Consider the following 24,799-nt stretch of genomic DNA (forward strand, 5'->3'; position numbering starts at 1 on the left):
CGCCCGAAGGGGGAGGGACGGTGGGGAGGAGAGCGTTTAGAACCTCGCGCGGGCGCCGATCTGGAAGCGGCGCTCATAGAGGTTGTTGAAGGCCTTCAGATCGGGCCAGACGAGGAAGTAATGTTCCGACTCCTTGGTCAGGTTCGACCCCTGCGCAAAGATCGTCACCTGCTTGTTCACATCATAGGACACCGAAGCATCGACGTAATTGGTGGGCGCCTGATACAGCGTCATGCCCGCGATACCGGCGAAATCGGACTGTTCGGCGCGCTTGGAGCGATAGTTCCACGCCACACGCGCCTGAAGGCCGTATTTTTCATACCAGAGCGCGGCGTTGATCTGATGCTTGGAATTGTCGTGGAACGGTTCCTTGGCGCCCGACAGGTCGTAATTGCCCGAGGAGGAGTCCGAATAGGTGTAATTGGCGTCAATGCCAAAACCGCCCAGCCAGCCCGGCAGGAAGTCAAAGCCATATTTGCCGCCCACTTCGACGCCCTGCAGCTTGCCGCCATTGCCCTGCACATTGGTCGTGATGGGCACGGTGGAGCGCACCACCCCGTCAAGGTCGGGGATGTTGCTGCGCATCACCGTGGCGCTCTGGATAAAGCTCTTCACATCGATGCGGAACAGCGCAAGGCTGATCATGCTGGTGCGGCCGAGGTAATATTCCAGCGACACGTCATAATTGGTCGAGCGCCACGGATCGAGCTGCGGGTTGCCGTTCGAGCTGCCCCCCGCCACGTGGAAGACCGGCGGATTGGTGGTCGTGTCGATCGCATAGTTGAGGTTAAGCCCGCCGCCCCACTGGTCGAGGTTGAGCGGAGTCATGTTCTTGGCCACCGCCGCGCGCACCCGCAGCTTGCTCGTCACATCGAGCGAGGCGTTGAAGGCGGGCAGGAAATCGGTGAAGGAACGGTCCGTGACCAGCGTGCCCGCGTCTGTGTTGGGCAGGCCATAGGGCTGGGGCGAACCGGCCAGATGCTGGATCACATGCAGGCTGGTGTTGATGATGCGCAGGCCGCCATTGGCGTGGAAGGCCATCGAGCCGATTTCGCCGGCATAATTGAGCTGGGCAAAGCCGGACCACTGCTTGAAGCCGACCGAGAAGGTCTGGCCCGGCTGCACGAATTCCTTGTTGCCCGGATAGAAGCTGTTCTGGAACGCCAGCGGATCGCGCATCGCCATCGGGTTGATCGTATAGATCGAACCGACCCCGCCCACCGGCAGGCTGGATTGCGTAAGCAGGCCCGACAGGGTGGGATCGGTGGCAAGGCGGGTCAGCCCGGCGGTCAGATACTGGCCCGAACCATTGGTGGCATTGCAGGAAGGATCGTTCATCTGAACGTCAAAGGCCTTCCACTTGACATAGCAACCGGCCGGGTTTGACGCGCCATTGCCGCCATAGAGCGGGGCCGCGCGGTCGAATACGGCCTGCTGGGCGCTGCGGTCGCCATAGCGCAGGCCGAATTCGACGTTGAAGCTGTTGTTGAATTCATAGGCGCCGTCCAGACGCAGGACCTTCATATCCGCGTTCGAACGCTGATTGCCTTCGGAGGAAACTGTCTTGAGCGCATAGGCGCTCTTGTTGCCCAATTCATTGGTCAACTGGCTGGGCAGGGCGAAATTGACGGAAGAGCCGGTGTAATCGACCGTCGCGGGCAGCGTGTTGTAAGTATAGCCCAGTGGGTTAAACGTGCGATTACCGCCCAGTGAGGCCGGATAGGTGCCAATGCCGTTGAACCATTGCGTACCGTCCGACAGCGAGAATTGGGCATAGCTGTTGTCGAGCCTGTAATTGGCCTTTCCATAGACGCCGCGCAGCGTCAGCCTCAGCTTGTCGCCCTTATAACGCAATTCGGCGTTGAGATTGGTCGAGTCCGAAATCGCGCGGTTGAGCTCGGAATAGCTGTCGAAATTCTGCAGCGTGTAATTGTACTTTTGCGTCGTGTTGAAATGGAAGCCGTTGATCAGCGATCCGGTGTCGCGGCTCTGCCCCGGCACGAAATCGGCGGCCTGCCAGTTGACGCCCTGCATCTGGAAGCCCGAGGTGCCGGTGTACTGGTTCTGCTTGGTGTAGAAACCGTCGGCCACGAATTCGAGCGTGTCGCTCAGATGGGCCTGAAACGATCCGTTGACGCCGATCCGCTCGCGCTCGGTCATACGGTTCCAGCCGGTATGGGCCTGGGGCGAGAAGAAGGAGTCGGTGGCGGTGCCATTGCCGTTGACGTCGATGCCGCCCGGCACATTGGTGCCGCGATTGGGATTGTCGAAGCGGAAGCCGCCATAGCCGGTGGCATTGGCCAAAGATTCATCGGCCAGACGCCCGCCATAGTCACGCTGGATGCCCGAATAGGAATTGCCCAGATGGTCCTTGGAATAGGCCGCCGAGATCAGGAAGCCGACATTGTCATTGCGCCACGAGACAAGCCCGTTGAAATGGGGATCGAATTTCTTGGTGCTCGAACCCGATCCGCCATCGGCCGAAAATGCACCGTGCACGCCGGATTTCAGATCAAAGGGACGGCGCGTCTTAAGGTCGATCGTGCCCGAAATACCCGCCGAGAGCATCGTGCCGGTCGCGCTCTTGATGACGCTGGCGCCGGAGAAAAGCTGCGAGGGAATGTCGGTGAAATTGGGCTGGACCGAGGTGATGGAGCCCGCACCAAGGAAGGACTCGCCGTTCATCAGCGTGACCACCTGCGGCAGGCCGCGCACGTTGACCGTGCTGCCTTCGCCCGCGTCGCGGCGGATCTGGACGCCCGGAATGCGCTGGAGCGAGTCCGAGATCGTGGCGTCGGGCAGTTTGCCGATATCCTGCGCCGAGATCGCATCGACGATGCTGGCCGCATTGCGCTTGATGCTGACCGCGCGTTCGATGGAGGCGCGGATGCCGGTGACGATGATGCCCGGAGCATCCGCGTCAGGGGCCGCCGTTTGCGGGGCCGGAGCATCGGCGGCAAGCGCAACGCCGGGCATGAAGGTGGGCAGGGCAATGGCAAGCGCGGAAACGGCGCAGGACAACACACCAGACCGATTGGCCTTTGATCGCATGGGGATTCCTCTCCTGGGGTTGAGGCTCTTGGGAGACTCATTAAAGCAATTTGTTTTATCTATTTGCCCGAGGAGAGCAGGGGCGTCAAAGGAATTTTTAAAGATGATTAATATAATTATATATCAATGCTATGGGGTGTAGAAAGTTGAACGACGCCAGCCCGGCAGGGCGTACCCAGGATGCCCAAACATCTCGTTACACCCTGCTTCGTTTCCTCGCCTCGGCCCCCTTGTCGGCCAATGCCGCGCCGCGACGCCCCATAGGAAGGTCCGGGCCAACGGTGGTGTCCACCATCGTCTGCCGCTCGATCTCGCAATTGACCGCCGCCCCGATCAGCGCCGCATAGGCCGACAGATAGAGCCACACCTGAAACACCACCACCGTGGCCAGCGACCCGTAGACCGCATTGTATCGGGCGATATGGTCGACATAGACGCCAAAGCCCAATGTCAGCCCCATCCAGATCACCGTGGACAGAAAAGCCCCCAGCGCCAGCCAGCGCCATTTGGCCGGTTGCCGGTCCGGCACCATGCGATAAAACACCGCAAAGCACAGGCTGACCACCACCACCGCCACGCTCCACACGGTGATGCGCGCCAATATCAGCACCTGTTCGCCCCACCATACCATCATCAGCGGCCCGGCCCAGGAAACCAGCGCGATGGCCGCCGTTGCCAGCACGCCGATCGCCACCATTCCGGCCGTTACCGCCACGGCCAGCAGAAAGGTGCGCCAGAAGGATCGTTTGGCCGGTTCCTCATAAATGAGATTCATCGCTGAAAGCAGCGAAAAGGCCGCATTCATCGCCCCATACAGCGCCACGCCCAGCGCCATCACCAGCCCCAGTCCCTTGGCGGGCGTTTCGGCATTGATCGCGGCCAACAGCGGCGGACGCGCCACCCGCATCACATCATCGGGCAGGAATCCGCGCAATCCGTCCAGCCCGGAGGCCACCGCATTGGGATCTCCGACCAGCCCATAGACCAGCACCACCGAGGCGATCATCGGCACAAAGGCCAGAAATGTGTAGAAAGACACGCCTGCCGCCAACAGGTTGAGCTGATGCTCGCCCATCGTCGCCCAGACCCGCCCGGCGATCTGGCGCCATGCCGCCCACGGCATTTCCAGCGGGCTGGTGGCGTCGCAGCCGGGGGCCGATGGGGGAACCTGCGCGTTCATGGTCCGGTGGAGGCGGTTTCGGCCGCGCTGGGCAGTCCCTGCCCGGCCTCCTCGGCAATATGCAGGCGGGCCTGCATGTCACGCTCCATCGCGCTGGCGGTCTGGTCGGCTTCCTTGCTCCTGCGCTGCCATTGGTCATCAAAGCTTTCGCGGCGGCATCCCCCCGCCATCAGCGCCAGCATGGCAAGGAGGCCCAATCCGATCCCGCGGCCTGTTTGCGCGCCATGCCCCATCGTCGCCTCTTCTCAATACCGCTTGCGATAGCGCGCCGTGACGCCGGTGCCGCCGAACTGGCCTGCCTGACTCAGGACCGAAAACGCCTTGGTCAGCGCGATTTCCAGCTGGGTGGCCATATAGCCGCGCGTGTCGGTCACCACCTCAACATAGATGTTGTTGGTGATATATTTGCCCGCCGCCAGCGCGGTCTGCCGCCCGGTGGCGGCATCGGCGCCCAGCACGCGCAGGCGGCTGATCGCGGTGGCCGATTGCAGCGCGCCCAGCGGATTAAGCCCGCCCTTGGCCCCGCGCAGCGTGTTGAGCGAGGAGGCAAGCTGGACCGCCTGAAGCGTCGAGAGGCTGCCCACCGGCCCGCCGAACAGAATGCGCGCCATCAATTCATCCTGCGGCAGCGCCGGGTCGGATGTCAGCGCGATTTCCGGGTTCGAGCCCGTGCCGGTGATGACGATGCTGATCGTCACATCCGAAATCGTGCCCGAGGCGCGGATATTGAGCGCCGGATCGGTCAGATCGCCGCCATTGAGCGTGATCGTCCCGCTGTCGATGGTAAAACTGTGCCCGGCAAAATCCAGCGTGCCGCGCACCGCGCGCACCGTGCCGGTGATCGCTGGCTGGGTGGTCGATCCGCCGATGCGCAGGTTGCTCGACCATTCGCTGTCCAGCCCCATGCCCGTCACGAAGATCTGATTGTCGGCCCGCACCCGCATGTCGAGGTTCCAGTTGACGGGCAGTGAATGCACCGGTTCGGCATCGCCGCTGATGCGCTCCGGCCCGATGGCGGGCTTGTGGCGCACGCCGCTCAGGGTGGGCACCGCCGCCGAACCCTGCCGCACGATGCGGTAATGCGTTTCGGGCAGATCGAGCGTGCCGCTGACCGTGGGCGGTTGGCCCGGCGCATTGACCAGCTTGATATCGCCGCTGGCCCGCGCCGAGAGGTCCGCCCCGCTGGCCAGTTGGGCGTTGGCCATGTTGATGCCCAACTGGATCGGATAACCTTCCTGCGCGCTGAGCGAGATGAAGCCGCTGGCCTTGACCGTGCCGTCGCCCGCCTTCGCGGTGAGGCTCTGCACCTCCAGCCGGTCATTGGCGAACCGGCCCTGCAAGGCCATGTCGCTCAGGCGCGTACCATAGGTGGCGTTGTCATAGACCAGCTTTTGCGCGCGCACGGTGCCGGTGATGCTGGGCGCATGGGCCGATCCGCCGAAATCGGCGGCGATGCCGATCGGTCCCTTCAGGCTTTGATCGGAAAGCGCCGCCAGCGAGGCCAGCACATCGGCCGGACCATTGTAGCGCACCCCGCCGGACAGCGGCGCTGCCATCAGGCGATTGCCCCATGTGCCGGTTTCCGCCGCACCCATCGTGGCATTCACCTGCATTTGCCCGATCTGCGCATCCCCGCGCCGCACCAGCGCCTGAGCATGGGCGGCCCGGTTGTCCAGTTGCGCGGCCATGGTGATATCCACCGGGGTCGAGACCGCCGAAAGACCCGTGCGGGTCAGCCCCGCCACCTGAAGATGGGCATCGACCCTGGGCATGGCCTCGGCGCCCGCCTGATCGAGATCGAGGCTGCCCGACATCCGCCCGCCCAGCCCGAGATCCGGCACAAAGCCGTTGACCAGCGCCAGATCGACGCCGTCAAGCCGCGCGCGCAGGGTGCTGGCCGCGCCATAGCGACCCTCGATCCGCAGGCTGCCGTTATTGACCGAAAGCGTGGCGGGGCGCAGGAGATAGCCCGGTTTTTCCGGCACGATCTCGACCGCCCCGTGTGAGGCGATGTTGACGCCATTGATCCGCCCATTGACCGCCACCCGCCACAGATCGGGCGACAGCCTGCCTTGCGCGGCCAGACGGAACGGATAGCGGTTGCGCCCTTCGGTCAGCAGCTTCACGTCTCCCGCTCCATCGCGATAGGCAATGTTGGCCCGCGTCTGTGCCAGATAGAAATCGCCCTGCCGCGCGCCCGCCAGTTGCACATCGGCGTTCACCTGCGGCTGGTCGGCCATCACGGCATCGGCCTTGACCACCAGCCGCGCGATGCTCAACCCTGCCTTGCCCGGCAGGCCGACATTCTGGCCGTTGATCGCGGCCACCGCCCGCTGATGCGCGCCCATGGCGGACAGATCGACCCGCCCCATCACCCCGGCCCCGGCCAGAGCAAGCGCGCCCGCAAAAGGCCCTGCGGCCTGCTGTTGCACATGGCCGGTGAGGGCGATCCCGGCAAGGCTGGTGCCGGGCCGCAGATCGACTGCCAGCGGCCCCTTGGCGGTGGAGACGAGCAGATCGGCGCCGATGGGGCCGTAATCGCTGGTGGCTTTGGCTTTCACCTGATAGGCGCCGCCCGCCCCGCGCACATCGGCCACCAGCGCGGCCAGCCCGACGCCCATGCCGGGGCGTGGCGCCTCCAGATGCAGCACCGGCTGCGCCACGCTGCCCTTTGCGCTCAACCGGATCGGACCATAGTGGTCGGAAGAGGCATCGGCGGCAAAGGCGATCTGGCCCTTGGCGTCATAGCGGCCCCGGCCATTGGCAAGGCGAAAGGCGGGCGCGGCAACGGTTAATCCATCCACCGTTGCCACCCCGTCGCTGCCATAGCCCACCCGCGCGGTAATCAGTGCATTGCCGCCCAGAAAGCCCGCTATCCCATCGCTGAGCAGACGGGTGGAGCGCGCGCTCACGCGGCCTTCCAGCCGGAAGCCCCCATTGGCCTGCGTCTTGAGCCCGATATTGGAGGCGAGGTTGAAAATGCCTACGCTTTCAACGCGATAGCCGTTGATCGTGCCATTGAGCGTGCCGGTGTAGAGCGCGCGCGGCAGATCGGCGATCACCACGGCGCGCGCGTCGATCCGGCTTGATTGCAGGCGGATATTGTCGGACAACAGCCGCCCGTCGGCATAGCCGAAATCGCCGCCAAAGCGGACATGGTCGAGCAAGGGCGCCACGCTGGCCGAGACGCCGGTAATGGCCCGGGCCGTGCCGTTTATGGGAATGCGCCAGTGGTCCTTGTCGAGCGCGGCGCTGCCCGATGCGGCAAGGCCGTCGATGCGGGTGGCGCCAAAGCCGATGGAGGCGGCCTTGACCGTATAGGCGATGCGCGGCGCGGCAAAACTGCCGTCTATGGTGGCCTCGGCGGCAATGCCATTGCCCGACAGGTTCGTGGCCAGCACCCGCGGCTGCATCACCGTCAGGGCAAGGTGCATCTGATGCATCGTGTTGTTGCCCATATCGGCCATGCCCTGAACGCCCAGAGCGAAATTGGCGTTGCCGATCTGGGCCTTGACCTGCATCTGCCGTTTGTCGAAGGCGGCGGTGGCGTCCACTTTCGTCTCGGGCTGGAACAGGGCGCTGTTCTGGCCCTTGAGCCAAACGTCGGGGTGGGCGAGGCCCGCGACATGAATGGTGCCCGAGCGCGCATTGATCACCAGATCGGCCAGAGATTTGCCGCCCGCGCTGGCCGCCAGCGAACCGTTCCACGCCTTCCAGTCGCCCCGCCCGGCCAGCCGGAGATGGCGCGCTTCGGCCTGCCCTGTCAGCGCCGCAAGCAGGCCGTCGGCGGGCGTATCCAGCGCGAAATCCATGTTCAGCCGGTTGATCTGCGGCATAGCATCCAGCTTGAGCGCAAGCCGGTCTCCGCCCGCCACGCCGGGGGCGACCAGCGCCGCGGCCCGCGCGTTGATACGGGCGCGCCGATCGGCGATATGAGCTTGCCCCTGAAGGCTGACGATATGGCGCCGGCCAGTGATGGCAGGGGCGATCTCCAGCCGATCCACCGCCAACTGGCCCACATCAATATCCAGGTCGGGCAGCAGCGGCTCATTGCTGGGCGGCGTAGGTTTGAAGCGGGGCGCACGCTCAAGCCGCGCAGCGGGAATATGCAGGCGTCGAATATCCAGATGCCCGCCGACATAGGCCAGGGGCCGATAATCCAGCGCCACATTTTCGGCATGGAAAAACCGCCCATCCGGATCGCCAATGTCCAGATTGCGGATGGTCAGCGCGCCCAGCAGCGAGCCTTCGATCCGGTCGACATGGACACTCATGCCATTGGCAAAGGACAGGCGCGAGATCTGCGCGGCCACCATGTCGCGCCCGCTTTGCGTTGAAAGCCAGATCCACAGCGCCGCGACCAGCACGACAAGGACGGCCACCGCGATCCCGGCATAACGCAACGCCCTGCCCAGCAGGGGTTGGCGGGCCTGAACCTGCGGATTTTCCACCTGCTCCATCAGAATGCCTGCCCGATTGAGACATAGACCGCCACGCGCGATTCCCCGATCTGCCGGTTGATCGGCGTGGCGATGTCAAAGCGCATCGGCCCGAAGTTGGTGTAATACCTCACGCCCACACCCGCGCCAAAGCGCCAGGAATTGAAAGTGGGCACCTCGCTGGTGAAGACCTGTCCGCTGTCGACAAAGCCCACCACGCCGAAATTGCCAAACCGATAGCGCAGTTCCACGCTGGTCTCGGCCTGACTGCGCCCGCCGATGGGATGGCCGTCGGGGTCTTTTGGGCCAAGCTCCTGATAGCCGAAGCCGCGCACCGATCCGCCACCGCCCGAATAGAAGCGCCGCGATGGCGCAATGGATTCGCGCGAGGCCCCGCCGATCATACCGACCCGCGCCCGCCCGGCCAGCACCAGCTTTCCGGCGATGGGATAATAGCCGGTCGCTTCAAAGATCGAGCGGGCATAGGTTTGTATGTTGCTGCCCAAGGATGCCTCGGGCGAGAGCGTGGCCGAGAGGCGATAGCCGCGTGTGGGGTCGAGCAGCGAGTTCGACCGGTCATAGGTGATCTGTCCCGGCAGCGCGAGGATGTAGAAGGTGCGCCGCCGTTCGCCCGCCTGCTCAAAGGCATAGTCCTGCTCGTTCGAACCGATCAGTTCAAAACCATAGCTGTAGGTCCAGCGCTTTTGCCAGATGGCCGTGCTGGCGCGCGAGATGCGCCCTTTGAGCGCGCCGGTGAAGGCCTCATAGGCATCAAGGTTGGTGTGGTTGGCGCTGAGCGACACTTCGACCGTGCGGTCGCGCAGCCCTGCGTTGGACCGGCGAAACGTGCCCGAAACGCCCTGTTCGCTGGTGCCTGCGGTGGCGCTGGCGATGATCGCGCCTTCGGGGGGAAAGAGGTTGGCATGGCTCCAGCTGCCGACCGCCTTGATGCCTTCGCCGGTGGAATAGCCCGCCTGCGCCGAGAGGGACCGGGGCGGTCCGGCCCGCTGGTTGACGACCAGATCGGCATATTCGGTGTTGTCGCCCGCGCTGATGCCGGTTTGGGCGGGGTCCACCGTGACCGTGGCAAACAGGTTGGTGGCCACCAGCGCCTTGCGCAGATCGTCGATCTGGCGGCTGTCGTAAAGCTCGCCCTTGCGGAAGCGGGCGATGGTGGCGATGTGGCGGGCGTCGAACACCGGGCGGCGGCCCTTGATTTTGATGTCGCCAAAGCGGCTGCGCGGGCCGGGCGTCACGGGCAGCGTATAATCCCCGATCCCGGTGGCGGCGTCCAGTTCGATGTCGCGCTGGCCGATCTTGGCAAAGGGATAGGCCGATTGCGGCAACAGCACGCCAAGCGCCGCCTCGGCCGAAAGCACGCGCTCGGCCACGATCGGTTCGCCCGAATGGACGCCGAAATGGCGGGTGAGCAGATCGGGCGGGACCAGCGCGGGCGCATCAAAGCGGATCGCGCCCAGCCGATAGCGCGGCCCCGCCGTCACCGCCATGGACACGACAATATCCCCCGGCTTGCCCTGCTCGGGCATGGCGACCGAGGATTGCACGCCGGCATCGAAATAGCCCTGCGAGGCCATCACATCGGAGAGCGCCTGCCGGTCCTGCTCGATGCGGGCGGCGATGGCGGCGGCATTCGTCGCCTTGCCCTTGCCCTGTTTCAGCGCGGAAACGGCCTCGAAACTGTCCACCAGCGCACCACCCTCGATGGGGGCCTCCCGGTCGGCATCGCGCAGGTTTTCCAGCCCGGCCACATGCCAGCGATAGGACAGGCTGGGCGAGGTCTCGGTTTTCCCGCTGCCATTGTCATCGCGCAGGGCTTCCTTGTTGAAGTCATCCAACGGGACCAGCGGTTTGGTCAGATCAGGGTCGGTGGCGGTGGTGGGCTGGGCCGAGGAGGCGACCGGGTTGGCGGGGGCTTCAACGGGTGCCTCAACGGGGGGCAGCGCGGCCTCGAAATCACGGTCGGTGATGATGGGGGAGGGCGGCGTGGAGGAGGTCGGCTGCTGTGTGGTCGGGGCGGGAGAGGGCTGCGCCGACGCAGCTCCGGCCATCAGCGCCCCGCCGATCGCCATGGCGGCCAAGGAGATTTCACAGCCGAAGATCCGTGCAACAGCACATTCGCGCGCAGAAAAACCAGCGCCCCCCACTGAGCATTTCGCGCCTTTCCCTGGCGCAGCTTGAAAAACATTCCGCAAAAATGGCCCCCTTTTGCCGTCATGCGCCAACCTGTCGCATGCCATAACACGCCAGAACTCATAATGATCCGCCGCCATGACAATTTGCCTTGTCCAAAGGGATATTAGCGCCAGATCGGGCGGAGGATGGGGCCTTGGGAAAGCATCAAAATTGTGTGGCGGACATGCCATCGGGGTCATGGATCAGGTTTTAAACGACGGGGCGCTCCTGTAAGGCGAGTATCGCGGGTTGCCTGTCTGGACTGAAGCCCGCCCGTCCTGTCAAGGATTGGCGCATTTTCAGGAAAGTCACGCCGGTGGACCTTGCCAAAGCCAATGATCTCATGCTCGGCAAGCTTGGGTTGGGCCTGTTGCCTCGCGATATCCGGTCGGGTGCCGTGGCGGTGGTGTCGGCGGTTCTGGGGGTGACCGGCTTTATCGCGATGCTCGATCTCTTGATTTTTCGCGACCGGCTCCCGGCGGATTATGTCGCCTTTTTTACCAGTCCGCTGGGCGACCGGATGCTGGTGATGTGTATCAGGGCGCTGGGCGAGGAGGTGATCTATCGGCTGTTGTATATGACGGCGATTGTCGCGGCGATAAAACTGGTCCGGGGCCGGGTGGGGCCTGTGGGCTATGGGCTGGCGGCGGTTGCGGCCCAGATGATCGGCGTATGGCCATCGCTGGTGCAGGAGCCGTTCCATGCGTCTCTGCGCTATCTTGCCGTCGGGGCGGTATGGGGATGGCTCTACTGGCGGCAAGGCTGGTTCGCGGCAGCGGCCGGGCATGGGCTGTCGCATCTGCTGATCGATCCGATGCTGCTGATCGGGCTGACGCATACCCGTTGACGGCTCAAACGGACAATGCGTCCATCAGCCATATTGCGGCTGATGCTGCGCGACGGCTCTGACCGGCCCTCCGCCCCAATAATGCCGGATGGCTCGGCGCCCCGGCACTTCGATCCAGCGAAAGGCGATCTCGGCTGCCATCAGGGTGAGCAGCACGATTGCGGCCTGCTCGATGATAAAACCTGCGCCCTTCAGCTCATCCGGCGGCCAAATCCCGTCTATGGCGTGGATGAAGAGCATATGCACCATATACAGCCCAAAAGAGCGCTGCCCCAGCCAGTGCATCACCGCGCTTTCCATGACCGGCATGCGCAGCGCCAGCAGGACCGCCGCAGGCCATGTCAGCAGGCCCAGCGGGACTAGCGGGCTGATATGGCCATTATCCAGCCAGAACCCCGCGCCCGCCATCGCGCACAGCAGCACGGTCGGCACGCGTGTGCCCAACGCACGGTTGCGCCACACCAATTGGCCGATAAAGAAGCCGAAGATGCCGCGCGGGATGGTTTCGCCAAACCACGGCCCGCCCGGATGGCCCAGCACCGCCAGCCACCATCCGCAACCCACCACCGCCAGCACGGTGATCCATAACAGCACCCTTTCGCCAAGCCATGCTCCGGCGGCAAACAGGGCGTAACACAGGATCTCGATGCTCAGCGACCAGCTTGCCGAATTGAAGGCCCGGGCGGTCATCAGGTCGAATCCCTGAAGCATCAGGGCATGGGCGAGAAAATGCTGTCCATCATTGCCGCCGCCCCACGAAAACACGGCGAACAGGCACAGGATGAAAAAATGCAAAGGCCACAAACGGGCGAGACGCGCCACGGCAAAGGCCCGCATCGCGTGGGCCTGCCGCAACTGGCCCGGCGCGCCATAGACATGGGCAAATACAAAGCCGGACAGGACGAAAAACAGATCGACGAGCGTCCAGCCCTTCAGGAACACCCAGCCGGTTATCCTGTCCAGATGGACGGGCAGATTGGGCCAGTTGGCCATGTGATAGAGTACGACTCCGGCTGCGGCAAAACCGCGCAGACCGTCCAGCCTTGTCCATCTCTCGCCGCCGTCGCGCTCTTGCATGTCTGCTCCCCGAAGGGATTTCTGATACGCTTCGATGCGTTAAGAACTGGTTCGGTCGGGTATAATCTGCCGGGTGATGCCCACGGCATCGCGAAATGCCGCGTCATGGCTGACGAGCAGCAGTGCGCCGTCGTAGCCGCGCAGCGCATATTCGATCACCTCGAGGGATTCGACATCAAGGTGGTTCGTCGGTTCATCCAGCATCAGCAGTTGGGGCATGGGCAGGGCCGAGAGCACACAGGCGATCCCCGCCCGCAGACATTCCCCGCCGCTCAGATTCCCCACCAGCCTGTCCCCTTGGGTGTTGCGGAAGGCGAAACGGGCCAGAGCGGCGCGCAGGCTGTTGTCATCCAGCGCCGGATTGAGCCGCCGCATATTCTCCACCAAGGTCGATCCGCGATCCAGCAGGCTGACTGTCTGGTCGAGCAGGGCGTAGGGAACCGGGCGCTCGATCCTGCCGCCGGCGGGCGCGGCAAGGCCCGCCGCCAGCCTGAGAACGGTGGTCTTGCCCGCCCCGTTCCGGCCGGTCAGCGCCACCCGTTCCGGTCCGCGCAAAGTGAAGGATAAGCCGTTGATGACGCGGCGCTCTCCGGCAAACCAACTGACATCCTCAAAGGCCAGCACAAGGCGGCCCGAGGGCAGGTAACAGGGCGGGATTTCGAGTTTGAGCGGGGTTGCCACCTCGACGCGCGCGCGCGCCGCCTCGCGCGCGTCCGCTGTGGCTCCAATCCGCTCCTCGGTCTGGGAGTGGACGCGACCGGCGCTGTTTTCCGCGCTTTCGCGCCGCCGACCCAGCAGGATCCTGGGCGCGCTGCCGCTGGCGGCATAGGTGCGCCCGGCGCGATCACGCCGGGCCTGCCGTTCGCGGGCGGTCTGCGCCTCGCGCTTGGCCGCGCGGATCTGCCGCTCCGCCTCCTCAAGGTCCGCTTCCGCCCGTTGCCTTGCCGCATCGCGCTCGGCAACCCATGATGACCACCCGCCGCCGTGGATCGCGACGCCGACGGGCGAAAGTGCGACGATCCGGTCCATGCCTTCGAGCAGCGCGCGGTCGTGGCTGACCACCAAGGCCCCGCCGCGCCAGTTTGCCAACAGTCCGGCGATCGCCGCCCGGCCATCGTCATCCAGATTGTTGGTCGGTTCATCCATCAGCAGCAGATCGGGTTGCGCGATCAGCAGGCGTGCGATGGCCAGTCGCGTCCGTTCCCCGCCGCTGAAACTGGCCAGCGGGCGTTCGAGATCGAGCACCGGCAGACCGGCGCTGGCCAGTGCTCCTTCGAGCCGATGGGGAAGGGCCCAATCCGCTTCGGCGAAATCCTGCTCGGTTCCCGTGCCGGCCTCTATGCGATCAAGCCTGCTCAGCGCCGCACAGATGCCAAGCGCCTCGGATGCCGTTTCATCGCCGGGCGTGACGATCTGCTCCAGCAGGCCGACGGTGCCGCCCAGGACCACTGTGCCCGATTGCACCGGCGCCTGGCCAAGGATCGCGCGCAGCAGGGTGGATTTGCCAGAGCCATTGCGGCCCACCACGCCGATGCGCTCGCGCCCGACATGAAGCGACAGACCGGAAAACAGGGGCCGACCGGCGGGCGTGGCCAAAGCCACGGAATCGAGAGTAAGAAATGAGGGCATGACAGTACCGGAAACAAATAAGGGACGGGCGATTTCAGCGCGTCTTCCGGTCCATTTCATGCTCCTTTTGCACTCCGGCCGATTACCGGGTGGCGGCCATTTAGCACAGCACGGCCGAAGCTGCAAATAATGGGGCGTTCCGGCATCCTCTTTTCCGTCACGCCCCTTGCCTGCCTAGGGTTTCAGCCGCCATCCGGTGCGGAAAATCCACGCCAGAGCGATAAGGCACAGCGCCATGAAACCTGCCGTGAACCCAAGACTGGCGCCGACGCCGACATCGCCCAGACCATAGAAGCTCCAGCGAAAACCGCTGACCAGATAGACCACCGGGTTGAACAGGCTGACCGTGCGCCACGGCTGGGGCAGCATGTCGATGGAGTAGAACGCGCCGCCAAGGAAGGTCAGCGGCGTGATGACCAGCGAGGGAATGATCGCCAGTTGCTCGAAATTCTTGGCCCAGATGCCGATAAGAAAGCCGAACAGGCTGAAGGTGAGCGAAGTCAGCAGCAGAAAGGCGACCATCCACACCGGATGCAGGATGCGCACATCGGTAAAGAAAGTGGCCGTGGCAAGGATGATGAGGCCGATCACCACCGATTTGGTGGCCGCCGCGCCGACATAGCCGATCACCGCCTCGACCGCGTTGAGCGGTGCGGAGAGGATTTCAAACATCGTGCCGGTGAATTTGGGGAAGTAGATGCCGATGGAGGCGTTCGAGATGCTTTGCGTCAAAAGGCTGAGCATGATGAGGCCGGGCACGATAAAGGCGCCATAGCCCACCCCGCCGACATGGCTCATCCGCGAGCCGATGGCGCCGCCAAAGACGATGAAATAGAGCGCAGTGGTGATGACCGGCGTTGCCACGCTTTGCCATATGGTGCGCAATGTGCGGGCCATTTCGGTGCGGTAAATTGCCCAGATGCCGTGGAGGTTCACCCCGCTCATGCCGCTTTCTCCACCAGATTGACGAAAATATCTTCCAGCGTGCTGCGGCTGGTGTCGAGATCGCGATAGGCAATGCCCAATTCGCTCAGGCGATGGAGCAGCGCGGGCATGCCGGTGTCCTCGGCCTGTGCATCGAAACTGTAGATCAGGCGCAACCCATCTTCGGCCAGCACCAGCGACCATTCGGCAAGCTCGGCGGGAATGGCGGGCAGAGGCGTCTGAAGGGTCAGCGTCAATTGCCGCTTGCCCATCTTGCGCATCAGGGCGTCCTTGTCCTCGACCAGCAGCAGCCGACCGCCGTTGATCACGCCTACGCGGTCGGCCATTTCCTCGGCCTCCTCGATATAATGGGTGGTCAGGATGATCGTCATGCCCCGTTCGCGCAGCTTGCGCACCAGTGCCCACATGTCGCGGCGCAGATTGACATCCACGCCCGCCGTCGGCTCGTCAAGGAACAGCAATTCGGGCTCGTGGCTCAGCGCCTTGGCGATCATCACGCGGCGTTTCATGCCGCCCGACAATTCCATGGTGCGCGCATGGCGCTTGTCCCACAGTGAAAGGTCGCGCAGGATTTCCTCGATATAGGCCGGATCGGGCGCCTTGCCGAACAGGCCCCGGCTGAACCGCACCGTATTGAGCACGGTTGAGAACATATCCAGCGCAATTTCCTGCGGCACCAGCCCGATGCGCTGGCGCGCTTCGCGGCGGGCATGATCGATGTCGTGGCCTGCGACGGTGATCGTGCCCGCGCTGCGCGTCACCGTTCCGCAGACGATGCTGATCAAGGTCGTCTTGCCCGCGCCGTTGGGGCCGAGCAGCGCGAAGATCTCGCCGCGTTCAATGGACAGATCGACGCCTTCGAGCGCCTTGTGGCCGGATTTATACTGTTTGCCGAGAGCTTCGATCGAAAGGATCGCAGGCATGAAGCCTCCATGTGGGGGATGGAACCGGCAGGATGTGCCGCCGCGCCCAAGATGGCGTGGTCGCCGCCGATGTCCAGACCCGCTCGTCAAATATATATTATATATACGCCTCTGTGGGGTGGCGCGCTGCCCTATCCGGCGATGTCCGCGCGCCACGGCACCCGACCCAGCGCCGCGCGCAGGCTGTGCAGAAAGGCGCTGGCCCGTCCGCTGCGGCCATGGCGGGCATGAAGCAGCGCCACCACATCGGCATCGGGCAGCGTCCATCCCGGCAGGACCTCCTGCAGCCGCCCGGCCGCCATCTCGGCCGCCACATCCCATTCGCTGCGCACCATGATGCCAAGACCCGCCAGCGCCCAGTCGCGCACGATTTCACCGTCATTGCTCGACATGGCGGGCTTGACCCGCACGGTCATGCGCCCTTCGACTTCATGGGCAAGGCGCCAGAGGGTAACGTCCTCGTTGTTTTCCCGCAGCGCCAGACAACGGTGCGCGATCAGATCATCGGGCGTCACAATCCCCGGACTCTGCGCCAGATAAGCAGGCGAAGCGCAAAGCAGGCGGCGGTTGGGGGCCAGCGTCGTGACCAATCGGTCGCTTTCGGGCAGGGCGCCGATATGCACCACGATGTCCCAGCTCTCGCTGACCTGTCGGATGGGGCTGTCGGAGAGTTCGAGGGTGACGATCGTGGCCGGATGGGCCTTGGCAAAACTTTCGACAACCGGGCTGACATAGCGCCGGCCAAAGCCATAGGGGGCCGCCACCCGCAAATGCCCTCGGATCTGGCTGGTGCGCGAGGCCAGCCTTTCGGCCAGATCCTCAATCGCGCCGATGATCTCCAGCCCTTCCGAGGCGATCAGTTCCCCTTCATCGGTCAAACTCAGCCCGCGTGAATTGCGATCGACCAGCTTCACCCCGACGCGGGCCTCCAGCGCGCGCAGCCGCTGGGTGACCGCCGGGGCGGTGACATTCAGGCTGCGCGCCGCCTCGGCCAGCGAGGGGGAACGGGCCAGAACCTGAAAGAAGGTGAGATCTTCGGTTGTGATCATTAGGTTTCAGCTTAATGAAGAATATAGATCGCGTTAATTGCGATATTCATGACTTGCCATATCATCGTCCCACAAGCAACCCAACCCTGATGCGCGAAAGCCCGGCTGATGATGTCTTTGCCCTCCTGTGATCTCATCTATGTCCATGGCGAATGGAAAGCCCCCATTGCCGCGGCCGCACCGATACCGGTGTTCAGCCCGGTGACCGAGGAGGTGATCGGTATGGTGGCCGCCTGCGGCCCGCAGGATGTGGATGCCGCCGTTGCCGCCGCCCGCGCCGCTTTCCCGGCCTTTTCGACCAGTTTGCGTGAGGAGCGCCTTGCCCTGCTGGGCCGCATTCTGGCGCTGATGGAGGAGCGGGCGGAGATGCTGGCGCAGGTGATCAGTCAGGAGATCGGCTGCGCCATCACCTTTGCCCGCGCCGCCCATGTGCCCTTTGGGCTGGCCCATGTGCGCGCGGCCATCGAGGTTCTGCGCGACTTCAGCTTTCTGAGCCAGCAAGGCACCACCGCCATTGCCCGTGAGGCCATCGGCGTTTGCGGGTTGATTACGCCGTGGAACTGGCCGCTTTATCAGATCACCGCCAAGCTGGCCCCGGCTCTGGCCGCCGGTTGCACCGTGGTGCTCAAACCCAGCGAATTGTCGCCCTTCAGCGCCCAGATGCTGGCCCGGATCATCGAGGATGCCGGAACGCCCCCCGGTGTGTTCAACATGGTGACGGGCACGGGCGAAGTGGTGGGCGCCGCGATGGCGGCCCATCCCGACATTGACATGATTTCGATCACCGGATCGACCCGCGCGGGCGTTCTGGTCGCCCAGGCCGCCGCGCCCACCGTCAAGCGCGTGACGCAGGAACTGGGGGGCAAATCGCCCAACATCCTGCTCGACGATGCCGATTTCGCCCGCGTGGTGCCGCTGGGCGTGGCGGCGGGCATGCGCAATGTCGGCCAGTCATGCAGCGCCCCCACGCGGATGCTGGTGCCGCAAAGCCGTCTGGCCGAAGTTGAGCAACTGGCCACCGATGCCGCCAACGCGCTGGTGGTGGGCGATCCGGCGCAGGATGCGACCGATCTTGGCCCCGTGGCCAACCGCAACCAGTTCGACAAGGTGCAGCAGATGATCGGCATCGGCCTTGCCGAGGGCGCGCGCCTGATCTGCGGCGGGCCGGGCAAGCCGGAAGGGCTGGAGCGCGGCCTCTATTGTCGGCCCACGATCTTTTCCTGCCCCGACCATACCATGCGGATCGCACAGGAGGAGATTTTCGGCCCGGTTCTCTGCATCATCCCCTATGCCGATGAAGAAGAGGCGGTGCGGATCGCCAATGACACGGTCTATGGGCTGGGCGCGCATGTGCAGTCGGGCGATCTTGATCGGGCGCGGCGCGTGGCGGGCCGGATCCGTTCGGGTCAGGTCCATATCAACCATCCCGCTTGGGACGGCTTTGCCGCTTTCGGCGGCTACAAGCAATCGGGCAATGGCCGCGAATATGGCCGCTTCGGTCTGGAGGAATATCTCGAAACCAAGGCCATTCTGGGCTTTTATCCGCAGTGACCGGGGGGGCGATCAACCGGCGTGTGGTGCTGGGCGGCGTTGCCGGGCTGGGGGCGGCGGTCATGGCCGGGCGGCTGCTGGACAGGCCGCATGTGGCCCCGGTCGCGCTCCACGGCGACGGCCCGCCCCGGCAGGGCGGGCGCATCCGCGTGGCCAGCACATCGACATCGATCGGCGACACGCTGGATCCCGCGCGTGGCGCGCTCAACACCGATTATGTCCGGCATTTCATGCTCTACAGCGGGCTGACCGAGTTAGACCGGCATTTGAATGCCCAGCCCGCTCTGGCCGAAAGCCTGACCAGCGACGATCAGCAGGTGTGGCATGCGGCCCTGCGCCGGGGCGTGACTTTTCACAACGGCAAGAGCCTGAGTGCCAAGGATGTCGTCCATTCGCTGCTGCGCCACAAGGACCCGCGCATCGGCTCGAAAATGGCCGATATCGCGCGCCAGTTTGCCGATGTGCGCGCCACCGGCCCGCGTGAGGTCCGCATCACGCTGACCGGCCCGAATGCGGATTTGCCGGTCATTCTGGCCCAGTCGCATTTCCTCATTGTCGACGCCGATCATGACGATCCGCAAACGGCCAATGGCACCGGTCCCTTTCTGCTGGCCGAATTTCGGCCCGGCATCCGCACGGTGGTGCGGCGCAACCCCAATTTCTGGAAAGCGGGCAGGCCCTATCTCGACGAGATCGAACTGATCGCCATTCCCGATGAGGTCAGCCGCGTCAGCGCCTTGCTGGCGGGCGATGTGCAATTGATCAATGCGGTCAATCCGCGCTCGACGCGGCGCATTCTGGCCTCGCCCGGGCATGGGGTCATCGAGACGAAATCGGGCCTCTACACCAATCTGGTTGCGCGTCAGGACCAATTGCCCACCGGCAACCCCGATTTCACCGCCGCGATCCGCCACCTGCTGGACCGGCCGCTGATCAACCGCGCGCTTTTCCGCAATTACGGCACCATCGCCAATGACCAGCCGATCCCGCCCGGCCATCCCTATTTCCGCGACGATCTGCCCCAGACCAACCTCGATCTGGACCGCGCGAAATGGCATGTCCAGCGCTCGGGCCTGAGCGGCATACGCCTGCCGGTCTATGCCTCGCCCGCCGCCGAAGGGTCGGTGGACATGGCCTCGATCCTTCAGGAATATGGTGCCCGCGTGGGGCTGGATCTGGCGGTCAACCGGGTGCCTGCCGATGGCTATTGGTCCACCCATTGGATGAAGCACCCGCTGTTTTTCGGCAACAACAACCCGCGCCCCACGGCCGACATGGTCTTCAGCCTGTTTTACAAATCGGACGCCAATTGGAATGAAACCGGGTGGCAAAATCCGCGCTTTGACAAGCTGTTGATCGAGGCGCGCGGCGAGACCGACCACCAGCGCCGCAAGCAGCTCTATGGCGAGATGCAGGGGCTGGTCCACCAGCAGTGCGGCAGCGTGATCCCGGTGTTCATCAGCCTGCTCGATGGCCATGACCGTCGGTTGCGGGGCTTCTATCCGGTCCCGCTGGGCGGGTTCATGGGCTACACTTTTGCCGAACATGTGTGGTGGGATGGGTGAAGGGGTTAACCTCAAGCTTAATCTATCCTGCAAAAACCATTAATTGTATCCACCACCCGGGACCGACACAATGGCCCGACAAGATCAGCAAGGAACATCTGTGGTGACTGAGCCGACACTTCTTGAGCAGGCCCGCGAGAGCGACGCTTCGCTGCGCCTTGGCGCATTGGAAACCCCCTGTCTCGTCCTCGATGCCGAGCGGATGGAGCGCAACATCGCCCGGCTGCGCGCCCGGTTGGCGCCTCATGGCGTGACCTTGCGCCCGCATCTCAAGACGGCCAAATCGGTTGAGGTCGCCCGGCAGGTGATGGAAAGCCCGCAGGGGCCCGCCACTGTTTCGACCCTGAAGGAGGCGGAATTCTTTGCCGATGCCGGGGTGCGCGACATCATCTATGCCGTGGGTATTGCGCCGTGGAAACTGGCCAAGGTGATCGAACTGCGGCGCCGGGGCGTCGATCTGGCGGTGGTGCTGGACACGGTGGAGCAGGCGCAGGCGGTGGCCAAGGCCTCACGCGAAAGCGGGGAAATCATTCCGGCGCTGATCGAGATCGACTGCGATGGCCATCGTTCGGGCGTGCTGCCCGATGATGCGGCGCGGCTGGTGGAAATCGGACGGACGCTGTGTGATGGCGGTGAACTGCGCGGCGTCCTCACCCATGCCGGGGGCAGCTATGCCGCGCGTGGGACGCAGGCGCTGCAACAGGCCGCCGAACAGGAAAGGCGCAGCGTGGTCGATGCGGCCACCATCCTGCGCGACGCGGGCCTGCCTTGCCCGGTGGTCAGCATCGGTTCGACGCCCACAGCCCATCACGCGCTCGACCTGACCGGCGTGACTGAGGTGCGGGCCGGGGTCTTCGTATTCTTCGATCTGGTGATGGCGGGCATCGGCATTTGTAATGTCGATGATATCGCCATTTCGGTGATGGGCACGGTGATCGGTCATCAGCGCGACAAGGGCTGGATCCTGATCGATGCCGGATGGATGGCCATGTCGCAGGATCGCGGCACCTCCAAACAGGCCGTCAATCAGGGCTATGGCGTGGTCTGCGATCTGGTGGGCAATCCCTATCCCGATCTCATTCTGGCCGATGCCAATCAGGAACATGGCATCATCACCGTCCGCCCCGGTTCGGACGGGAAACTGCCCGATCTGGCGATCGGCGATCGCGTGCGGGTTCTGCCCAATCACGCCTGCGCCACCGGGGCGCAGCATCGCACTTATAATGTCGTGCATGGCAGCAGCGATCTCGTGACTGGCCAGTGGCAACGTTTCGGAGGCTGGTGATGAACAAGGCGCTCTCTCCCATCCTGACCGATCAGGCGCCCGCGCCGGCGGGCCATTATGCGCAGGCGATCCGCGCGGGCGACATGCTCTATGTCTCGGGCCAATTGCCGATCCGGGCCGACAAGGCCCCTCTGGATGACATGAGCTTTGCCGCACAGGCCCGGCAGGCCATCGCCAATATGCTGGCCATCCTGGAGGCGGCGGGCGGGACCCCTGAGGATCTGTGCCGCGTCACGGCCTATATCGTGGGCGTGGAAAACTGGCCCGAATTCAACCGCGTCTATGCCGACATGCTGGGCGATGCGCGGCCCGCGCGCACGGTCGTGCCGGTGCCTGAACTGCATTACGGTTATCTGGTTGAAATCGACGCGGTGGCTGCGTTGCGCGGCTGATCCCCTTTTTGTCAGGAGGCCATTATGGCTGCTATTGCATGGAATCAGACTGATACTCCGCCTGCAAAAACTGACAGGGCCGCAACGGCCACGAGATTGCAAAGCATTGATGCGTTGCGCGGGCTGGTGATGCTCTTCATGCTGCTCGACCATGTGCGTGAGACATGGTTTCTCTATGTGCCGGTGGGCGATCCGGTCGATGCGCGCACGGCAATCCCTGCGCTGTTCTTTACCCGGATCACCAGCACGCTTTGCGCCCCCATCTTCGTCGCGCTGACCGGCCTTTCGGCCTATCTCTACAGCCAGCGGCATACTCTGGCCGAAACCAGCGATTTTCTGCTGCGGCGCGGGGCCTTTCTGGTCCTGCTCGAACTCACGCTGGTCAATTTTTCATGGCGGGCCGAATTTCCCTTCCATTTCGTGTTTCTTCAGGTGATCTGGGCCATCGGCCTTTGCATGATCGTGCTGGCGGGCCTGATCCATCTGCCGGCGCGCGCAGTGCTGCTGCTGGGGCTGGCCATTGTGGGCGGGCACAATCTGTTTGACGGGGTGTCTTTAGCCCCTGACAGCCCGATGTTCATCCCTTGGGCCATCCTGCACAAGCGTTCGCAGATCGAACTGGCGGGCATGGTGGTCAAGTTCAACTATCCGGTGGTGCCGTGGATCGGGGTGATCTGCCTTGGCTGGTCGGCGGGCTCGTGGTTTTCCCGGCTTGCGCCTGATGCACGGATGGCCCGGCTGACGGCTGTCGGCGCGGCGATGATTGCGGGCTTTGTCATCCTGCGCGCGATCAACATCTATGGCGACGCCCCGTGGTTCACGGTCGAAGGCAGCACCATCCGCACCGTCATGAGCTTTCTGGCCCTGACCAAATATCCGCCCTCGCTGCTTTTCCTCCTGCCCACGCTGGGCACCGGGCTGATCTTGCTGGCCCTGTTCGAACGCGTCAATCACGCGCGCATTACCCACTGGCTCTCGGTGCTGGGCAGCGCGCCGATGTTCTTCTATCTCTTTCATCTCTATCTGCTGCGCATTTTCTATCTGACCGCGCGCGCCGTGTTCGGCACCAACCATGGCGACATCTTCGGTTTTGACTCGCTGGGCTGGGTATGGGTGTTCTACCTTGCCATTATTGTGCCGCTTTATTTTCCCACCCGCTGGTTTTCCAATTTCAAGAAGGCCCGCAAGGACATTTGGTGGCTCAAATATCTGTGATGGATAAATATTTGTGATGGAGGGTCCGCCATCGCTTGATGAGAGGTGAGGAAATGCATCCTGTTGTTCAACCGGTCGCGAGCGACGAGCATCTGCCCGATGCGGTCGATGTCGCCGTGATCGGGGGTGGTATCGTCGGCACGGCATCGGCCTATTATCTGGCGCGGCGCGGTTTGCGCGTGGCGCTGGTCGAAAAGGGCTATGTCGGCTGTGAACAATCGAGCCGCACGTGGGGCTGGTGCCGCCAGCAGAACCGCGACCGGCGAGAGATGCCGCTTTCGCTGCTCTCGATGCGGCTGTGGGATGAGATGCGCGGCGACATCGGCATGGATCCGGGCTTTCGCCGTACGGGCCTGGTCTATGCCACCGATGATGCCGCGACGCTGGCCGCTTGGGAGGGCTGGCGCCCGGTGGCCAAGGAGTTCGGGGTCGAAACCCACATGCTGACCGGCGCGCAGGCCGCAGAGCGCATCCCCCAGAACCGGCGGCAATGGGTGGGTGGGCTGCATTCGGTCCATGACGGCAAGGCCGAACCGGCGCTGGCCGCGCCCGTTCTGGCCGAAGGGGCAAGGCAGCTTGGCGCGACCATCCACCAGAACTGCGCCGCACGCGGACTGGATCTGACCAATGGACGGGTTTCGGGCCTGCATACCGAACTCGGCACGATCCGCGCCGATGCCGTGGTCTGCGCGGGCGGGGCATGGGCATCGGCCTTCATGCGCCGCCATGGTGTAACCTTTCCGCAGGCCAGCGTGCGCCAGACAGCCCTGCGCACCAAACCCACCGTCAATCTTGGCGAGGTGGTCTATTGCCCCGATCTGGCGATGACGCGGCGGCTTGACGGCAGCTACACCCTTGCCATCAGCGGCCGCGCGACACTGGAACTGACCCCGCAGGGCATCCGCTTCGCCCGCGAATTCATGCCGCAATTCATCCAGCGTCTCAAGGCGGTGCAGTTGGGCGTCAGCGGTTCTTTCTTTACGGGGCCGGAATCGCTCTCGGCCGTGCTGGGCCATGATCCGTCCATCTTTGAGGCCACGCGCGTGCTGTCGCCCAAGCCCAACCCCAAGCTGGTCGCGGCGATCAAGGCCAATCTTGTCGGCACATTTCCGCAACTGGCCAATCTGGAACTGGATGGCGCGTGGGGTGCCTATGTCGACTGCACGCCAGATGCGGTGCCGGTGGTATCGGCGGTGGATCGGATTGGCGGGCTGTATCTGGCCGCCGGTTGTTCGGGGCATGGTTTCGGTCTGGGGCCGGGCATCGGCAAGCTGATGTCAGAACTGGTGGCCAATGATGCGACGAGTGTCGATCCGGCCCATTTCCGCCTCAACCGTCTTGTTGACGGTTCGGCAATCAACGTGGGGTCCCTCTAGGTTCGGGCCCCTGTCGGGCGGGGTGTTCCGGCTGGTTCCGGCATCCCGGCCCGCCCGCAAAGGGGCGTAACAGCATAAGTCG

At 64.1% G+C, this 24,799-nt stretch carries 17 protein-coding genes; 7 read left to right on the plus strand and 10 right to left on the minus strand.

All coding sequences use genetic code 11. The features are described 5' to 3' along the window. Positions 1-36: 36 nt before the first annotated feature. The 5 genes from FHW92_RS02840 to FHW92_RS02860 form a co-directional block, all read right to left on the minus strand. Positions 37-3,051 carry a TonB-dependent receptor gene (locus FHW92_RS02840; RefSeq protein ID WP_168601684.1) on the minus strand — a complete coding sequence of 1,005 codons (3,015 nt, stop codon included), beginning with the start codon at positions 3,049-3,051 and terminating at the stop codon, positions 37-39. 196 nt (positions 3,052-3,247) lie between these two features. Beyond that, a complete protein-coding gene (locus FHW92_RS02845; protein WP_168601685.1) occupies positions 3,248-4,231 on the minus strand; it encodes a YihY/virulence factor BrkB family protein in 984 nt (327 codons plus the stop codon). Next, positions 4,228-4,428: a hypothetical protein gene (locus FHW92_RS02850; RefSeq protein ID WP_168601686.1), complete on the minus strand. Its 201-nt coding sequence runs from the start codon at positions 4,426-4,428 to the stop codon at positions 4,228-4,230. Before FHW92_RS02850 ends, FHW92_RS02845 begins: the two co-directional genes overlap by 4 nt. A gap of 48 nt (positions 4,429-4,476) precedes the next feature. After that, a complete protein-coding gene (locus FHW92_RS02855; protein WP_168601687.1) occupies positions 4,477-8,691 on the minus strand; it encodes a translocation/assembly module TamB domain-containing protein in 4,215 nt (1,404 codons plus the stop codon). Then, on the minus strand, positions 8,691-10,760 hold the full coding sequence (locus FHW92_RS02860) for a BamA/TamA family outer membrane protein (protein ID WP_168601688.1): 2,070 nt from the start codon (positions 10,758-10,760) through the stop codon (positions 8,691-8,693). The genes FHW92_RS02855 and FHW92_RS02860 overlap by 1 nt, the downstream gene beginning before the upstream one ends. 446 nt (positions 10,761-11,206) lie before the next feature. Here FHW92_RS02860 and FHW92_RS02865 point away from each other — a divergent pair, with 446 nt between their 5' ends. Beyond that, positions 11,207-11,710, plus strand: a complete 504-nt coding sequence (locus tag FHW92_RS02865) for a hypothetical protein (RefSeq protein ID WP_168601689.1) — start codon at positions 11,207-11,209, stop codon at positions 11,708-11,710. Between the two features lie 24 nt (positions 11,711-11,734). Here FHW92_RS02865 and FHW92_RS02870 read toward each other — a convergent pair whose 3' ends face one another. From FHW92_RS02870 to FHW92_RS02890, 5 genes are all read right to left on the minus strand, one after another. After that, entirely contained in the window at positions 11,735-12,787 is a 1,053-nt protein-coding gene (locus FHW92_RS02870; RefSeq protein ID WP_168601690.1) for an acyltransferase, read from the minus strand. A gap of 39 nt (positions 12,788-12,826) precedes the next feature. Further along, positions 12,827-14,416 (minus strand): ABC-F family ATP-binding cassette domain-containing protein, encoded by a 1,590-nt coding sequence (locus tag FHW92_RS02875; RefSeq protein WP_168601691.1) that lies wholly within the window; start codon positions 14,414-14,416, stop codon positions 12,827-12,829. A 174-nt stretch (positions 14,417-14,590) separates the two neighbouring features. Beyond that, a complete protein-coding gene (locus FHW92_RS02880) occupies positions 14,591-15,361 on the minus strand; it encodes an ABC transporter permease (RefSeq protein ID WP_168601692.1) in 771 nt (256 codons plus the stop codon). Beyond that, positions 15,358-16,284: an ABC transporter ATP-binding protein gene (locus FHW92_RS02885; RefSeq protein ID WP_168601693.1), complete on the minus strand. Its 927-nt coding sequence runs from the start codon at positions 16,282-16,284 to the stop codon at positions 15,358-15,360. The genes FHW92_RS02880 and FHW92_RS02885 overlap by 4 nt, the downstream gene beginning before the upstream one ends. A 131-nt stretch (positions 16,285-16,415) precedes the next feature. After that, positions 16,416-17,333: a LysR family transcriptional regulator gene (locus FHW92_RS02890; protein ID WP_168601694.1), complete on the minus strand. Its 918-nt coding sequence runs from the start codon at positions 17,331-17,333 to the stop codon at positions 16,416-16,418. Between the two features lie 111 nt (positions 17,334-17,444). Here FHW92_RS02890 and FHW92_RS02895 point away from each other — a divergent pair, with 111 nt between their 5' ends. The 6 genes from FHW92_RS02895 to FHW92_RS02920 all read left to right on the plus strand — a co-directional run bounded on the left by FHW92_RS02895 (position 17,445) and on the right by FHW92_RS02920 (position 24,717). After that, positions 17,445-18,884 (plus strand): aldehyde dehydrogenase family protein, encoded by a 1,440-nt coding sequence (locus tag FHW92_RS02895; protein WP_168602117.1) that lies wholly within the window; start codon positions 17,445-17,447, stop codon positions 18,882-18,884. Next, the gene (locus FHW92_RS02900) at positions 18,881-20,449 is read left to right on the plus strand and encodes an ABC transporter substrate-binding protein (protein ID WP_349237638.1); all 1,569 of its coding nucleotides are present in this window, start codon (positions 18,881-18,883) and stop codon (positions 20,447-20,449) included. Before FHW92_RS02895 ends, FHW92_RS02900 begins: the two co-directional genes overlap by 4 nt. 202 nt (positions 20,450-20,651) lie before the next feature. Beyond that, positions 20,652-21,734 (plus strand): DSD1 family PLP-dependent enzyme, encoded by a 1,083-nt coding sequence (locus tag FHW92_RS02905; RefSeq protein WP_246869943.1) that lies wholly within the window; start codon positions 20,652-20,654, stop codon positions 21,732-21,734. Further along, a complete protein-coding gene (locus FHW92_RS02910) occupies positions 21,734-22,126 on the plus strand; it encodes a RidA family protein (RefSeq protein ID WP_168601696.1) in 393 nt (130 codons plus the stop codon). The genes FHW92_RS02905 and FHW92_RS02910 overlap by 1 nt, the downstream gene beginning before the upstream one ends. Positions 22,127-22,222: 96 nt before the next feature. Next, the gene (locus FHW92_RS02915; RefSeq protein ID WP_246869874.1) at positions 22,223-23,341 is read left to right on the plus strand and encodes a heparan-alpha-glucosaminide N-acetyltransferase domain-containing protein; all 1,119 of its coding nucleotides are present in this window, start codon (positions 22,223-22,225) and stop codon (positions 23,339-23,341) included. A gap of 53 nt (positions 23,342-23,394) precedes the next feature. After that, positions 23,395-24,717 (plus strand): FAD-binding oxidoreductase, encoded by a 1,323-nt coding sequence (locus tag FHW92_RS02920; RefSeq protein ID WP_168601698.1) that lies wholly within the window; start codon positions 23,395-23,397, stop codon positions 24,715-24,717. The last annotated feature ends 82 nt before the right edge of the window (positions 24,718-24,799 follow it).

It is taken from the genome of Novosphingobium sp. SG707 (assembly GCF_012275515.1).
Classification (GTDB): domain Bacteria; phylum Pseudomonadota; class Alphaproteobacteria; order Sphingomonadales; family Sphingomonadaceae; genus Novosphingobium.